Source organism: Lederbergia sp. B243.17 (assembly GCF_057657925.1).
In genome coordinates, this window is record NZ_JBWBKF010000085.1 from 134,600 (window position 1) to 149,664 (window position 15,065).

A 15,065-nucleotide genomic window follows, 5' to 3' on the forward strand; every position below is an offset into this window, starting at 1 on the left:
TTCCGTGGCAAACTAATGGGACGATTTGGGAGGGGTGAAACGTACATGGATTTCTTTCAGAGCCAGGGGCATTTGGCTGCTTTCGAATGGGTTCTCCGAGCGGTTGTAGCCTTCATTTTCTTGATTGTTGTGGCAAAGGTGCTCGGTCAGCGGACTATCTCGCAATTGCGTCTGCTGGATTTTGTCATTGCGCTCGTGATCGGGAATATCATCGCCCATCCTCTGTCTGATGAGAAGCTTGGGATGAAAGGATCCCTCATTACAACCATTGTCCTCGTCGTTTTATACATAGCCGGTGTTTATCTTGTTCTCAAGGCTCCTGCATTCAGAAAAATGGTGAACCATTCTCCTGTTACCGTCGTCAAGGATGGTGAAATACTGTACCAAGGCCTGAAAAAAGCCAGAATCTCAATCGATGTCCTGCTGGAGGAGTTGCGAGAGGAAAAAGTAGCGGACCTCAAGAAGGTCGCCCTTGCAACATGGGAAGCGGACGGAAAACTGTCTTTTTTCCTTGATCCTCAATACGAGCCCCTTACTCCCGCCTCTTTAGGCATTAAGACTGAACCCTTTTCCCTCCCATTGACGGTTATCAAAGAAGGGAAATTCAATACCGAGGAACTTAAGCAAAGCAGCCGTGATGAAGAATGGGTCCAATCCCGGCTCCATTCCGACTATCAGGCAGAAGTAAAAAATGTTCTGCTAGCCACTCTTGATGCAAATGAGACGCTGCGTGTCTTTTTTTATAAATAAACTGTTCGCTTTACAGAGCGTAAACTTTTCCTTATACTCATGTGCAATAAAAGCTTTGGACATTTCAGTTCTGTTGTGCTGGAAACGAGCTTTCAGGAAGGTAAGGTGGAAGCGATGAGTGAACAAATAAACAGATTCCAACGGGATGTACGCGACTATTGGTATGTAAAATACAATCAGAACGGCTATCCTCACGTCCAGCAGGGCTGGGTTCTCCCGCCGGAACGAAAAGAAGAATTCGATCCGTTCATCCTGATGGCGGATGATTGGTTCAAGCGGGGCACGTTCTCCGATCATCCTCACCGGGGTTTCCAAACAATCACCTATGTGATAGATGGACGCCTTGAGCATATCGATAATCATGGAGGCCATTCAATCCTTGAGTCAGGCGATGTTCAATATATGAACGCCGGGTGGGCTGCCAGGCATGCGGAGGAAGCGGTGGGTGACGACTTGATCCATACTCTCCAGCTCTGGCTGAACCTGCCGAAAAGCCTAAAAAGAACAGAGACTTCCTATCAGAACATTTACATGGAAGATGCCCCTGTCGTTCCTTTCGACGGCGGGTATATCCGTGTCTATTCCGGAAACCTTGCGGGGGTGAAGGGACCGATGAACAGTCTTGTACCGATCACCATGGCGGAAATTTCGTTAAAGAAAGGGGCAGCCTTTACCCATATCCTGCCCGAAAATCATAATGCGTTTCTCGTGGTGCGGAGCGGAGAAGTAGAAGTCGGCACATCCCGGACCAAGCTCGGCAAAACCGGAGCGGCAATTCTTACCTTTGAAGAGGGTGGCAGCGACCGGGACAGCGAACTCGCCCTTACTGCGAATGACCGCTCGAAAATATTGATTTATTCAGGTGTACCGCTAAAAGAAGACACCGTCGCATACGGCCCCTTCGTCATGAATACGATGGAAGAGATTCAAGAGGCCTTCCGTGATTTCCATGATGGCAAATTTGGACCGCCGGCAAAATAAATTTCGATAAACCACACCGATCCAGGTGTGGTTTTGTTTTCGGCCTTTCTCCCTTACTTCGCTGCATCTTTCCTCTGATTAAAGCGAACACTAGCGGAGTAGGCAGTCTCGATGCCTTTAAGGAGGGAGAAAGATGGAATCAACCGAAAGAATTCAAGGTCATACACAACTCCCTAAACCGAAGACAACCGATACAGATGAAATCCGGCAATTGGCCCAAAATGACGATATGGTTAATAAGATCGGCTTAAAACAGCTCGATAATCAAGTCATCGTCATTACGGGTGCCTCCAGTGGAATCGGCCTCGTCACCGCTAGAATGGCAGCTGCCCGCGGGGCAAAAGTAGTGGCAGCAGCGAGAAACGAGGACGCACTGCAAGAGCTGGTCGGAGAGCTCCGCTCCAAGGGCCATTCAGCCATCTATGTTAAGGCGGATGTCGGCCGGGAAGAGGATGTAAACAAGATTGCCGAGGAGGCCATCAAGGAATACGGTCATTTCGATACTTGGGTGAACAATGCGGGGGTCGCTATTTATGGTCACGCAATGGATGTAAGCACAGAAGACATGCACCGCATGTTTGAAACAAACTTTTGGGGAGTTGTTTACGGAACAAAAGTTGCTGTTAAACATTTTACTGAGAAGGGCTCCCCAGGGGCGCTGATCAACATCGGCAGCCTTTTCGGCGACAGGGGGACGGTCATCCAGTCGGCTTATTCGGCTTCAAAATTTGCTTTGCACGGCTGGACGGAGAACGTCAGGATGGAGCTCGAAAAGATCAAGGCACCTGTATCCGTAACATTGATCCATCCGGGTCGGATCGACACGCCTTACAACGAGCATGCGAGAAGTTATCTGGACAAGCAGCCTGCCCATCGGGGAATGGTTTATCCCCCAGATGCGGTGGCCGAAGCCATCCTTTTCGCGGCGGAAAATCCAAAAAGGGATTTCTTTGTCGGATCTCAAGCAAAGATTTACAAGCTGCTTGGCGAATTGCTGCCAAGACTGTCGGACAAACTGATCGAGCTCATCATGTATCCGACCCAGCATGCTGACAAACCTTCAAAGCCTAAAGAGGAGAGTGCCCTTTACAGTGCCGGCTACGGCATGCATGAAAGAGGGACGAATCTCGGATGGATCCGCAAGCGAAGCTACTATGTAAAGCTGACGAAAAACCCGCTGTTTACCGCAGCTCTTATCGGGGTTGGTGTTGCAGCCTGGAGGGCCGCCGGAAAAAAGGATGACACGATGTAAAGGATCTCCCCATTTTGGGGCAGATCCTTTTCTTTGCCCCAAACCGGACAGGCTCTTTCGACATAGCATGGCAAAGGGGAGTTTACAAACCTCATTTGCACAGAGATAATGGTTCCAATGCGTGTAAAAGGAGCGGTTTAGATGAACGTGAAATTATATAAAAATGATGCAACTATCATTTCCGGCGTGACATTGAAGGATCCGGCCGAATTCGAAGAGAATAATATGGCGCTCCATAGCTGCAGTTCTCCCGAGCATATACTGGAAAACCGCAGAAAGCTTGCAGAGACAATTGGCTGCACAGTAAATGACTTTGTATGTGCTAGCCAGACTCACGGTGATAGAATTCACCTCGTCACCGCAGCCGACAGAGGTCGGGGTGCCCAGTCCACTGATAACGCAGTTCCAGATGCGGATGCCCTCTACACCTATGAGCCGAATCTGCTCTTATGTACTTTTTCTGCTGACTGCGTTCCGGTAATTTTTCACGATCCGGTTAAAGAACTTATTGGCGTTATTCATTCGGGCTGGCAAGGGACCGTGAAAGAGATTACATGGAAAGTGTTCAGCAAGCTCCTGAAGGAAGAGGGGTGCCACCCGGAAAATTTGCATGTCCAGCTTGGGCCGGCGATCAGCCAGGAAAAGTTTGAAGTGGATCAAGATGTATATGAGAAATTCAAACGGCTGGGCTACGCGGATGAATTCATCTATTTCAATCGCCAAACCAGAAAATACCATATCGACAATCAGCTTGTGGTCAAAAAACAATGTGAACTAGCCGGCATTCCCGTCAAGCAAACGCTGCATGACCGAACATGCACCTTCAAGAGCGCTGAAGGCTTCTCCTATCGTCAGGATAAAAAATGCGGCCGGCATCTGAGCTTTATCATAAGGAAACATCGATAATATTGCAGAGCAGTCGGCAGATTTTGCGATTCTTGCGACAATACCGTCCGGACGACTGACAAAGTAGTCGCCATTTCATTGCAGTTTCTTTTGCAGATTCTCGTTGCTCTTGTGACTCAGCTGGACATTTTTTAAGAATGCCTGTCCTCGTCCTATCACAGGCAAAAAAAATCGCCGCATGCTTTTTTAGCATGCGGCGATTTCCATTTAGCCGAAAACCATCGCCTTTCAGCGCTTTTTACTTGTACTTCTTAAACGTCTTCTGCATGATGCTGTACGACTTCTTCAGCCGTTCATGATACACAGGCTCTTCCCAGTTATCCCATGTATAGTCAATCCATTCCCTTTCGTTCGCCGGGATGCGCTGCTGTTCCTCCTCTCCCGGTCCAGAAACAAGCACTGCTGCAGATACCGACTCGATCGTCTCCGTGCTGCCGATGCCGCTGCCTGCCCACATGTCACCCATGATCTCCTTCTGGCTCGGGTCTTTCACATTCAGCAGCAGCCACGGAAGACGCAGTTCAAGCACACCGTCTTTTCTGTAAAAATCGGCGATGGAATTAAAGTCTTTCTTATCGGGATTGCCGTTTCCGTACAATAGTTTTCCTGTCTCATAATCGGAGAACGGAATCTTCCCTTTCCCCTCTATTTCCAGCTCCTTGTTCAACGAAAGCCGGATCGGATGGTAGACGCCATTATTCTTTTTCCCGGCATACGGCTTCTGTTCGATCATCTTGAGGACCTCGCCATAATGGTAATAGAAGGTGTCGTAATAGCTGTCAACGAGCACCCTGGAATCGTCTTTCCCATTCAGCTCAATCAGGAAGTCGATTCCCTCCTCCTTGGCAGAAGGGATGCCCGGAACAGTGGATTGACCTTGATTTTTGATCGTATCGAGCAGGATGGTCGTCCGAAAATCATCCTTCCATTTCTCCTCGTCATAATCGATTCGGAGATACAGCCCCCGGGCATCGCTCGAGACATAGACAGTTTTGACCGGGCCCTCGCTGCCTCCGCTGTAGAGCGGCTTTTCTCCGCGTGCATCCCAGTCAGCCGCCGTACCGTCAGCGTGAAGCTGTGTTTCTTTCGCATCAGGCTCAAAGCTCAGGAGGCCGAAATGCTGTTCGTTCGTCTGGATATTGTCCCAGAACGGCCTGCGGTCCGGATCGTCGTAATCCATCGTATTCCACGTACGCTTGAACCATTCGTCCTGCCACGTGAAGACGAGGCCGCCGGCCAATTTTTCCTCGATGATGTCCTCGAACAGGCTCTTTAGCATGTTTCCCTGCTCCTGTTCGGAATGCTTGCCTTGGTTAAAGCCGTATACATTTTCATGGGTCATGCCCCTTGAAGCGGGTATGCCGAATTCCGCTACGAGCAGCGGCATGTCATGATGCTTCTTCAAATCATTCAAATAGCCTGCATAGCTGTTCTTCTGCCCGCGATAATCGACATACTCTACGTATTTTTCCTCGTAATTGAGGAAGTCCGGATAGTACGGATAGATATGGTAGGATGCGAACAGCCCAGGATAAAACGTCTCCTTCGCCTTAATACTGTTCGGGTTGACCGCTACCATGTCTTCCTTTTCCGATGGTTCTGCAGGGTGTTCAAGCAGATCGGTCGTCACCCAGTTCGTGAAGCTCATCGGGTGCTGCCAATTGTATTTCTCCGCTTCGTATACGGCCGTATGGTCCATCATTTCAGCCAGCCATACTTCAAACGGAGAGGCACTGTCCGCCTTCACATACTTGCCGTCAAAGCTTGTGCGCTCCAGATTGTTGCTGTTCGTTCCGACAACGCCTTCTGGATCCCATTCGACTCCGATAATCCAGCCAAGCAAATACGGGGACAGATCATAGGCATATTTGCCGCTCGCGTGACCCGGGCGCTCAGGGATCACCGCATTGCCGTGGAGAAGGTCAACGGTTTTCTCGATTTCCGCCTTGAAATCATCCGTCACCGATGGATCGAATGCGTTTTTCTTTTCTAAAAACGTCTCCTCGTTCACCCATACGCCGTGAAAAAGGTAGATCGGATCCTTGCGATTTCGGTTATGCTCATAAAGCGCCTCGTAAAAGGCGGGCGGGTGGATCGTATACACACGGAGCGCATTGGCATGCATCTCGCTGATCTGGTCGAACCAGCGCGCATACTCCTCTTTTGTGATGGCCGTCTCTCCAGGGAAAGAGCCCGGCTTCGCGATTCCCATATTGACGCCTTTAATGACGAGGTCTTTCCATTTGCCATTTTTCAGCACCTGCAAGTATCGATCACCGGCTTTTCCCATTAGCTTCATGCCTGCCTCCGTTTGGGTTTCAGGCACAAATGCGTTCTGTCCGTACTCTCGCTTTCCTTTGCTCGCCAGGATTTCCTTCATCATCGGCACATACGCGTTCCAATAGAATGTGTCGATTCTTCCTTTCTGCTGAAAGGAAAACAGCTTCTGCCACCAGGTGATTCCTTTCATCTGGTAGATGGAAGGCAAATTCTCTTGATCGGCAAAGTCCCCTGCAAAGTAATAGCTTTCATACGACTCTGCCTGATGGTGAATGACGGCAGGAAAAGTTAATGGAATGCCGTTCTCCTTCAAGACCTTCTTCCCCTGTGCTTTGACCTCCAGCTTATAATTCGCCTGTACTTCCCCTTCGCCAAGCGGCATCACGATATCAAACCAATAATTGTACTCAATTGTTCCTCCCCAATTATACTTTTCCGCTTCTGAACCTGCCGGCTTGAACAGAACCGGCGCTCCAGAAATTTCTTTTTCCGTCAGAACGATTACAGACTTTTCTTCCTCACTGACAAATACGAGACCCGGACCTTTATATGAAAACGGTTTGTCATGCTGATTTTCATAGTTTTCCTTCAGCCAGACAGGTACTTCCTTATCTTGAAGATCAGCAAAATAGCGGCCGATCCAGCCCGTCCACTCTACATTCATTAGCCCATAAAGCCCCTTTCGTGCCTCTGGCCCTGTTGGTGAACCGAATGTATTGAACTCTGCAATTAATGTCTGATGGTTCTTCACCAGCGAGGAGCCAATTTCTCTCACTTCTTCAGGGGACATGCCTCCGTACAGCAATGTGGAACGAGTTCCTTCCCTGTTTTCTCCGGTGTATTCGTCGTCGTAAACGCCGTAGGCATCAGTCAAATAAAGAATGTCGTAGGGAGAGAGGTCCTTGGGCAGCTCCCGCGTCTGGAACTTCGGCGGTTCTTTTCCCGGAATGAAACCGGCATAGTCCTCTTTTGGATCATATATCTCCCTTCCTTCCTTTTTAAACTTAAGATGGTTGAGAAGCCAAGTGATCCCTTTATGTTCCCGGTATGATTGGTCCGGGACGGTTTTGTCGATGATCAGCATGTTCAGCTCCTGGGGTTTTTGCAGGAGCCAGAGCCAATAGGGAGATGAAAAAGCCAGGAAGAGGAGCAGGATCCCGGCTGCGATGATTCCATGTTTCCTAGTCATTCGATACACCCTTTCTCACCATTTCTCCCCAGCCCTGCTTTCCTCTCATTGTTTCGACCATTCCTTCCACCCGCCAAATAACCGTCAGCGGCCGATACCAAAGTGTTTCTGTCAGTGAGATGAAAAACAAGGTGACAAAATTCCGGACCGAAGGATACCTTTCCATGCTCCACTCTTCTAGCAAAACGGATGCCATCGAATAGATCGATCCGTAAATCAGCGATAGAAGGAAAAATAACAGGGCGTATTCAAGATGGATGCTCCCAGTAAAAATAGAAAGGATCAATATAATATATCCGAGGAATTCGATCAGGGGCCCTAAAAATTCGATGAAAAAGAAATAGGGCATGGAGAACATCCCGATTGTGCCGTATTTCGGATTGAACATCAGTTTCCGGTGCTTCCAGATGCTGTCGAATAAGCCTCGATGCCATCTTTTCCGCTGCCGCCGCAAAAACTTGATCGATTCCGGCGCTTCGGTCCAGCAGACAGGATCCGGGACATAGATGATTTTCTTTTTCAATTTCCGTTCTTTGACGATTCTATGGAGACGGACGACGAGCTCCATATCCTCCCCGACCGTATGGGCGTATCCGCCGGCTTCGATGACCCATCTTTTTGAAAAGACGCCGAATGCACCAGAGACGATTAAGAGAAGATTGTTCTGGCTCAGGCCGATCCTCCCCGTCAAAAACGCACGTAAATATTCAATTACCTGCATGACGACGAGCGGCTTGCGGGACAGGCCGACCTTGATCAGCTCACCGTTCTGGATATCGCATCCATTCGCAATTCTGACGCTGCCGCCGGACGCAATCACTTCATCATCCGACTCAATGATCGGCTTCAGCACTTTCAGGAATGCATGCGTTTCTATAATAGAGTCCCCGTCCAAAGAACAGAAGTAAGGGTATCTGGAGAGGTTGATCCCCGCGTTCAGGGCGTCCGCCTTCCCGCCGTTCTCCTTGTCAAGAACGATCAGATTCGGATAAATGGAAGATTGATAGACACCCTTAACCGGCTTTGTGTCTAACTGCCTGCGGATCACACGGTTCACCTTCACCAACTTGAAGCGTGAGGTGAGCTTTTCGAGCGTATCATCCGTCGATCCGTCGTTGATGATAATAATTTCATATTCGGGGTATTCGATGCTGAGCAAGGAGCGGATGCTTCCGTATATTCCTGCAGATTCATTGTAAGCTGGCACAAGGATCGATACAGGCTTTGTATATCCGGATTGCAAAAGGGCTTCATATGGCTCAAAATCATCCAGCTGATACGTCTTTCGAATTTGAAAAATGGAATGAAGGAGCATTCCGCCATAAACAAGAATGATCATCAGCATATACAGCAGAATGAGCCAGCTGCCCGCTACAAGTAAATTGGACCAATTAATAGGAATGTTGTCCGCCCTCCTTTTCCAGCCATTCTCTCGCCATATCCTTCGCAAACAGATCCTGCGTCTGGCCCATCACTTTTTTAAGCAGCGCCTGGCCATCCCGGAACCGCACGATTGCTTTTGCCGCTTCGGACCGGACTGAATATTCCCGATCTGACAACTGGCGGACGAGGGTTTCCTTGTACAGCTCCAAGCGCTGGGTGCCGACAACTTTAATTGCCATCATGCGGATTCGCCAATCTTCGGAATCCAGGAACTTTCCGATCATCCTTTCATCGACTGGCATGCCTGAATTGGCGTACGCTTTTAGCGAGCGGATCTTCAATTCGTCATCACTCAGCTCAAGCAGCTTCCGCAAAAGCGGCTCATAACGGGTCAGCTGCTTATCACCGATTGTATCGACAATCGCATACTGCAGCTTCGGGGATAGATTGCTAAAGTCATCAGCCAGGCTCCCAAACCGTTCCTCATGAAGATGGGACACAATCGTCAGAACCGAAAAATTCGACAGCTCCTGGCCATCTCTTTCAATATACGAAATGACATCCGGATGATTGAATTTCGCCAGCAAGAGCAGGATTTGCGCCTTCTCGGCTGCGGTGATTCGCTTCTTTTTATACATCTCGACCAGCTCAGGCTCAAGATCCGCCATATAGAAATCCTCGATAGAATAGAGAGCGTTCATTCTCAGGCTCCACCGTCTCTTTTTCAGTTCTTTCCTGATGAACATAGTCAAATGCCGATTTGCAAAAGAGTGGATCCGCTCCTGAACTTCTGCCCCTTCCAGTACATTGGAATACTCCGCAAGAAGTTCGAGCAGTGCCTGGAGCCTTTCCGGTGAATCGGTCCCCAGGACCTCCCCCTCACCCGTCTGCAGAAAGTGGAACATGTCGAGCCGGGCCTGTTCCTTTAGCCCATCTATTTTTTGTCTCGTCATATTATTGCTGTACTTTCTCACTACCATGTACAAAAACAGACTCATCAAAATGAAGAACAAGCCGAGGAACACAATAAATAAGGTGACCAAACTGATTTCTATCATCTACTTCATCCTTTTGATTAAATGGTTCAGCCTCGTTTCCATCTCGAGCAGCTTGAACGGCTTCGTAAGATAGTCGTCCGCTCCGAGCCGGATTGCCCTAGCTATTTCCTGCTCACTCTTTCTCGATGTAAGCATGATGATCGTAAATCGCTCCTGCCCCGGTAACTGTCTTAGCTTTTGCAGCAATTCAATTCCGTCCATTTTCGGCATGACGCCGTCGAGGATGAAAAGATAAGGATCTCTGCTTTCCAAATACCATTTGGATTCATAGAAGTCCACGCCATCCTTGAATGATCGGATCTCCATATCAAATTCATCGGATAGTTTGCTCTTTCCAATTAAATCGGCAAGCATCGCGCGAATGACTGCATCGTCATCAACGATTCCGAGATGAATTTTCTTTTTGCGCGGCTTTATCATTTGCGACTGTACGGCTTTGACTCTTTTTCTTCCTTCGTTTTTCGCCTCATAAAGGGCTCCATCGGCGGTTTGCAGATTTTTCTTCAGGTCCGCCTCATCCGGTGAAACTTCTTGGACGCCCGCTGAGAAAGAACAATAAAATGGGGCCCCGCCATCTGTTGGATAAAATGGGGTGGCCGAAAACTCGCCAAGTAATCTTTCAAGGATAACGGTCGCTTCCCTTGATGCGGTTTCAGGGAGCAGCAGAAGAAATTCCTCGCCCCCGTAACGGATGACAATATCTCCGTTTCGCAAATTCTCTCCGAGATAGTCAGCAAAACCGACAAGCAGCATGTCGCCCGCTGCATGTCCATATGTATCATTGATTCTCTTAAAATGATCCAGATCGACAAGAGCCAGGCTGAAAGATTTATTTCTTCTTTTCGAATCACTTGTTACATAATCATAGATCCTGCGCAAAGATTTTCGGTTGTAAACCTTCGTCAACTCATCAATGAGCGCCACTTCATCCATCGCCTGCTTTCTTTCCAGCTGGCGATTAACCCGGACGATGAACTCGTCATTGTCAAACGGCGCCTGGATAAAGTCATCCGCTCCCATCCGATAGCTGTTTACCCTCGTTTCTTTTGAGGTATCGCTGCTTGTAACGACAATCGGGACGTATTGCCGCTTTATATTCTCCTTCAGCTTGATCAGCACATTATAGCTGTCATCGGTCTCCAAATTGATGATGACACAGTCGGGATGCATATCGTAATATGTCTGGATTGCTCTGTCCTGATCGGCCACCGCTAAGGCGATCCAGCCATTTTCCTGAAGAACATCCTTCAAATACATGAGCAGAGCTGGTTCGTCATCAACGAGCATAATGAGCTTTCCATCCTCAAGGTTTTTGCGCCCGCCTCCATTCTCGAGGTTGGTAAATTCCTCATAATAGAGGACAGATATGAGCGGAAACAGGAACTTCTGAAGTTCTTCCTTTCCCCATGTCCGCTCCTCGTGTTCCTTCATCTTTCCAATCAGGGCCTTTGCCTCCTTTTCAGCGCTCGGCAACCCGAATGTAGCAGATGCACTGGCGACTGATCGCAGGAACCCGTATAGTTCACTATTGGGTACGACAGCCTGTTCATGAAGCCATGATTCTAGTTTTCCCCTGATGTTTTTGACAAACTTGGATTGATATTTGCTCATGTCCTCCTCCTGCTATTCCTTATGTTGGTGAAATTCCGTGTTTTCCCTTATGATATCGTTCTACCCCTCTTGCATACTGAATATCAAATTATTTGAAAAAATTACTATTCCCAAGCGGCTATAAAATTTTTGTGCCGTTGTGTACCGGCTGATCCGGCATTAAGAGGACGACATCCCCTTCCTCAGGGACTCCGCCGATGACGAGCACTTCTGATTTAAATCCGGCAATCCGTCTTGGCGGAAAATTAACGACCGCGGCAACCTGCTTGCCTGTCAATTGATCAGGTTGATAACGTCTCGTAATTTGCGCAGACGAATGCTTAATACCGATTTCTTCTCCAAAATCGATTTTAAGCTTAATCGCCGGGATTCTTGCCTCTGGAAACAGCTCTGCTTGGATAACCGTGCCGATCCGGATGTCCAGCTTTAAAAAGTCTTCTATCTCTGCCGCTTATATGCTCCTTTCACCAGTCCGCTTCTACTTTGGCCTGATGGATTTATTCTTACCATCACTTCTCCTTTTCGCACGGATTCACCTTTTGAGAAGCGAAAAACCAGTCCTTTGTACCATAATGATCCTTTATCGTACGGATAATCTTTATTCCTGCCACATATATTGAATCAATCAATAACGCAGGGAGGCTCATCATGATCATCCATGTTGTCACAAGCGGTGAAACACTTGGAGGGATTGCCGGCCGGTACGCTGTAAGTGCAGGCTCGATTATACAGGCAAACGGACTGCAAAACCCAAATCAACTTCTCATTGGCCAGGCACTCGTCATTCCTTCTCCCTATTCGAGCTACACCATTAAGAGCGGGGATACCCTTTGGTCAATCGCCCAACGTTTTGGTGTTTCCATACAATCAATCATCCGGGCAAATGGTCTGCAAGATCCGAACCAATTATCAATTGGTTCGTCCATCCTCATTCCGCCGATTACCCATACCGTCCAGTCTGGTGAAACGTTATGGAGAATTGCCAACCGATACGGCACAACAGTCCAGGCAATCCTCACTGCAAACCCGAACATAAACGCAGGATCCATCCAACCCGGCCAGACGCTGACAGTTCCGAGGCGCAGGCCGCTGATCGAAGTGAATGCTTACTCCTATCAGCCTCCCGCTGAAGCCGTACAGTCCATTCAGGATGTCGGCGAATTGCTGACGTATTTCAGTCCATTTGCTTATCTGATCAGGGAGAATGGATCGCTGCAGCCTATTCAAGATGAGGAGATGATCCGGGCAGCTCGGGCCAATAATGTCACGCCGATGATGTCCGTTACAAATTTCACAGCTTCGAAGGCCGGCTCCAATGTCGCCCACACCATTTTGTCTAGCCGGGAAATCAGAGAAAGGGTTATCACGAATATCCTTGGGGTGATGGACCAGAGGGGCTATGTCGGACTGAACATCGACTTTGAAAATGTTCTGCCGGCAGACAGGGAACTGTACAACCAATTTGTTCAGCTTGCGGTCAACCGTCTGCACCCAAGAGGATATTTCGTTTCAACGGCGCTCGCACCCAAAACAGGACCAGGCCAAGCCGGGGTACTCTATGAAGCACATGATTATGAAGCACACGGGCGAATTGCAGATTTCGTCATTCTCATGACGTACGAATGGGGGTACCGGCTCGGACCGCCGCAAGCCATCTCCCCGATCAATCAGATCCGGCGCGTAATTGAGTATGCACTCTCTGTCATGCCTGCCAATAAAATCTTTCTCGGCTTTCAAATCTATGCCCGGGACTGGCTCATTCCCCACGAACAAGGGCAGGAGGCGGAAACGTTTAGTCCACAGGAAGCAATCCGGCGAGCGGTCCGCTATGGTGCCATAATCCAGTATGATACAGCCGCCCAATCGCCATTTTTCCGCTATACCGATGAAAGAGGCCGGGACCATGAAGTTTGGTTTGAAGATGCAAGGAGCGCCCAGGCAAAATTCGACCTTGCGAAGGAATTTAACCTGCGTGGAATCAGCTACTGGGCTCTCGGCTATCCGTTCCCGCAGAATTGGACGCTGCTTCGCGACAATTTTACGATCCGGAAAAGGTAGAGATGACAGCAGGGCAGGCCGTTCTGATCCCGTCTGTATCCTTGGGACTGGGAATAACATGCAAATCCCTTATCATTCTTCGTATCGCCATGGTATGATGCAAGCAATGGGAGGATACGGGAATGAATGCACAAAAATGGATGGGCAGACAGTTTTTTAGTTTTTATTTAACATGGGGCGTTTTTCTCCCTTATTGGACAGGATGGATGATCGATACAAAAGGAATCACGGTAACCGAAGCAAGTCTGATCATGAGTATCGGATTGGCGGCAAGAGGACTTTCTACAATGACGGCCTTCCCTTTTCTGTCGGGCAAGCTCAGCAGCAGGGCGCTGTTGAACTTGATTTCGGTCGTGACACTAGCTGTCCTCTTCCTATACATTCCAGCAAACTCTTTTACCGGGCTTCTATTCGTCACCTTGCTGTTTCACATTTTTTATCCGGCACTGATGCCCGCTTTGGACAGCGCAGCCGGTGTCCTGGTACAGAAGGGGCAACTGCTTCATTATGGCAAAAGTCGCTCATGGGGTTCGATCGGGTTTGTTGCGGCAGGATTGGTTCTGACCATCTTCACAGGTGCCTTCGGGGATGAAGTCATTTTTTGGGCACTGCTTGTCAGTATCTTGGGTTTCGTCATACTCGGATTTGCCAAGGCACCGTCCGCCTTGTCGGGGAAGCCTCCGCAAGACAACCTGAAAAAAGGCGGTATGCTCGGCCTATTCAAAATCAAGCACTTCGGGCTCGTACTGCTAACAGTCATCTTATTGCAAGCGGCACACGCATCGTATTACAACTATGGATACATATATTTGCAGGAAATCCATGCCCCGAAATACATGATCGGCGTCATTCTCAACATTGCGGTACTTGCGGAGATCGTTTTCTTTTCCATTGCCGACAGGTTCTTTCTGAAGTTTTCTGTCGGTTCATTGCTGGCACTGGCTGCACTCGGATCAACGATTCGGTGGATTCTTGTTTTTTCTTTTCCAAGTGTAACTGTGTTTTGCATCGCACAGATATTGCACGCATGCTCGTTCGCAATGGGGCATTACGCCTTCATGAAATACTTGACCGGCAATATTCCGCAAACTGATATTCCGAAGGCACAGGGGCTGTACTCCGCTTTGGCCCTCAGCTGGAGCACAGCGATCCTGACGGTATTCGGCGGCTTTTTATATGATAATGTCGAACCGAGATATGCCTTCCTTGGAATGATTGTCTGTTCTGTCCCGTCCATGCTACTTGCACTCGTTTACCGTAAAAAGGGAAATGCGCAAAAAGCAGAGGCGGTATGAAAAAAATAGCCGGCTTGCCCAATGTAACATGAACTGGCAAGCCGGCTTTTCTCGTCATGCGGTTTGCGGGGACGGCCGGCCAAAAAATACCCTTGGAACAGCTCATAGCCTGACCCTCCTATATCACTGACAAACCCCTAAAGTATAAAAGAACTGAGCCGTGAACCGGGAAATTTCAGGACAAGTACCCCGTGTTGAAATCATCCTTGGGGGAAGAGCTTTTGCCGGCCGTGCTTCCAGACTTCTCCCCCTCGTGCTCCAGATACACTTGCAGACTGGGAGCGCTGGTATAAAGAGAGCCG

11 protein-coding genes and 1 pseudogene are annotated in these 15,065 nt (G+C 48.8%); 7 read left to right on the plus strand and 5 right to left on the minus strand.

Translation table 11 applies throughout. The annotated features are described in order from the left end of the window. Positions 1 to 45: 45 nt before the first annotated feature. The 5 genes and pseudogenes from AC0TWI_RS17245 to AC0TWI_RS17265 form a co-directional block, all read left to right on the plus strand. Positions 46 to 750, plus strand: a complete 705-nt coding sequence (locus AC0TWI_RS17245; protein ID WP_488127582.1) for a DUF421 domain-containing protein — start codon at positions 46 to 48, stop codon at positions 748 to 750. 114 nt (positions 751 to 864) lie between these two features. Further along, positions 865 to 1,731 carry a pirin family protein gene (locus tag AC0TWI_RS17250; protein WP_488127583.1) on the plus strand — a complete coding sequence of 289 codons (867 nt, stop codon included), beginning with the start codon at positions 865 to 867 and terminating at the stop codon, positions 1,729 to 1,731. 229 nt (positions 1,732 to 1,960) lie between these two features. Beyond that, positions 1,961 to 2,983, plus strand: coding sequence for an SDR family oxidoreductase (locus tag AC0TWI_RS17255; RefSeq protein ID WP_488127709.1), 1,023 nt, complete (start codon positions 1,961 to 1,963; stop codon positions 2,981 to 2,983). A 141-nt stretch (positions 2,984 to 3,124) separates the two neighbouring features. After that, a complete protein-coding gene (pgeF, locus tag AC0TWI_RS17260; RefSeq protein WP_488127584.1) occupies positions 3,125 to 3,889 on the plus strand; it encodes a peptidoglycan editing factor PgeF in 765 nt (254 codons plus the stop codon). A 39-nt stretch (positions 3,890 to 3,928) separates the two neighbouring features. Continuing rightward, positions 3,929 to 4,024 (plus strand): annotated as a pseudogene (locus AC0TWI_RS17265) (spore coat protein); the annotation flags it as partial. A gap of 103 nt (positions 4,025 to 4,127) precedes the next feature. Here the strand turns inward: AC0TWI_RS17265 and AC0TWI_RS17270 are convergent. The 5 genes from AC0TWI_RS17270 to csaA form a co-directional block, all read right to left on the minus strand. Beyond that, a complete protein-coding gene (locus AC0TWI_RS17270) occupies positions 4,128 to 7,358 on the minus strand; it encodes a hypothetical protein (RefSeq protein WP_488127585.1) in 3,231 nt (1,076 codons plus the stop codon). Then, positions 7,351 to 8,703, minus strand: a complete 1,353-nt coding sequence (locus AC0TWI_RS17275; protein ID WP_488127710.1) for a glycosyltransferase family 2 protein — start codon at positions 8,701 to 8,703, stop codon at positions 7,351 to 7,353. Before AC0TWI_RS17275 ends, AC0TWI_RS17270 begins: the two co-directional genes overlap by 8 nt. 46 nt (positions 8,704 to 8,749) lie before the next feature. Continuing rightward, complete coding sequence (locus AC0TWI_RS17280; protein WP_488127586.1) at positions 8,750 to 9,799, minus strand: HEAT repeat domain-containing protein; 1,050 nt, start codon at positions 9,797 to 9,799, stop codon at positions 8,750 to 8,752. After that, the gene (locus tag AC0TWI_RS17285) at positions 9,800 to 11,410 is read right to left on the minus strand and encodes a GGDEF domain-containing response regulator (RefSeq protein ID WP_488127587.1); all 1,611 of its coding nucleotides are present in this window, start codon (positions 11,408 to 11,410) and stop codon (positions 9,800 to 9,802) included. Between the two features lie 118 nt (positions 11,411 to 11,528). Next, a complete protein-coding gene (gene csaA, locus AC0TWI_RS17290; protein ID WP_488127711.1) occupies positions 11,529 to 11,852 on the minus strand; it encodes a chaperone CsaA in 324 nt (107 codons plus the stop codon). Positions 11,853 to 12,058: 206 nt separating this feature from the next. Here csaA and AC0TWI_RS17295 point away from each other — a divergent pair, with 206 nt between their 5' ends. After that, a complete protein-coding gene (locus tag AC0TWI_RS17295) occupies positions 12,059 to 13,468 on the plus strand; it encodes a glycoside hydrolase family 18 protein (RefSeq protein WP_488127588.1) in 1,410 nt (469 codons plus the stop codon). 122 nt (positions 13,469 to 13,590) lie between these two features. Continuing rightward, the gene (locus AC0TWI_RS17300; RefSeq protein WP_488127589.1) at positions 13,591 to 14,763 is read left to right on the plus strand and encodes an MFS transporter; all 1,173 of its coding nucleotides are present in this window, start codon (positions 13,591 to 13,593) and stop codon (positions 14,761 to 14,763) included. The last annotated feature ends 302 nt before the right edge of the window (positions 14,764 to 15,065 follow it).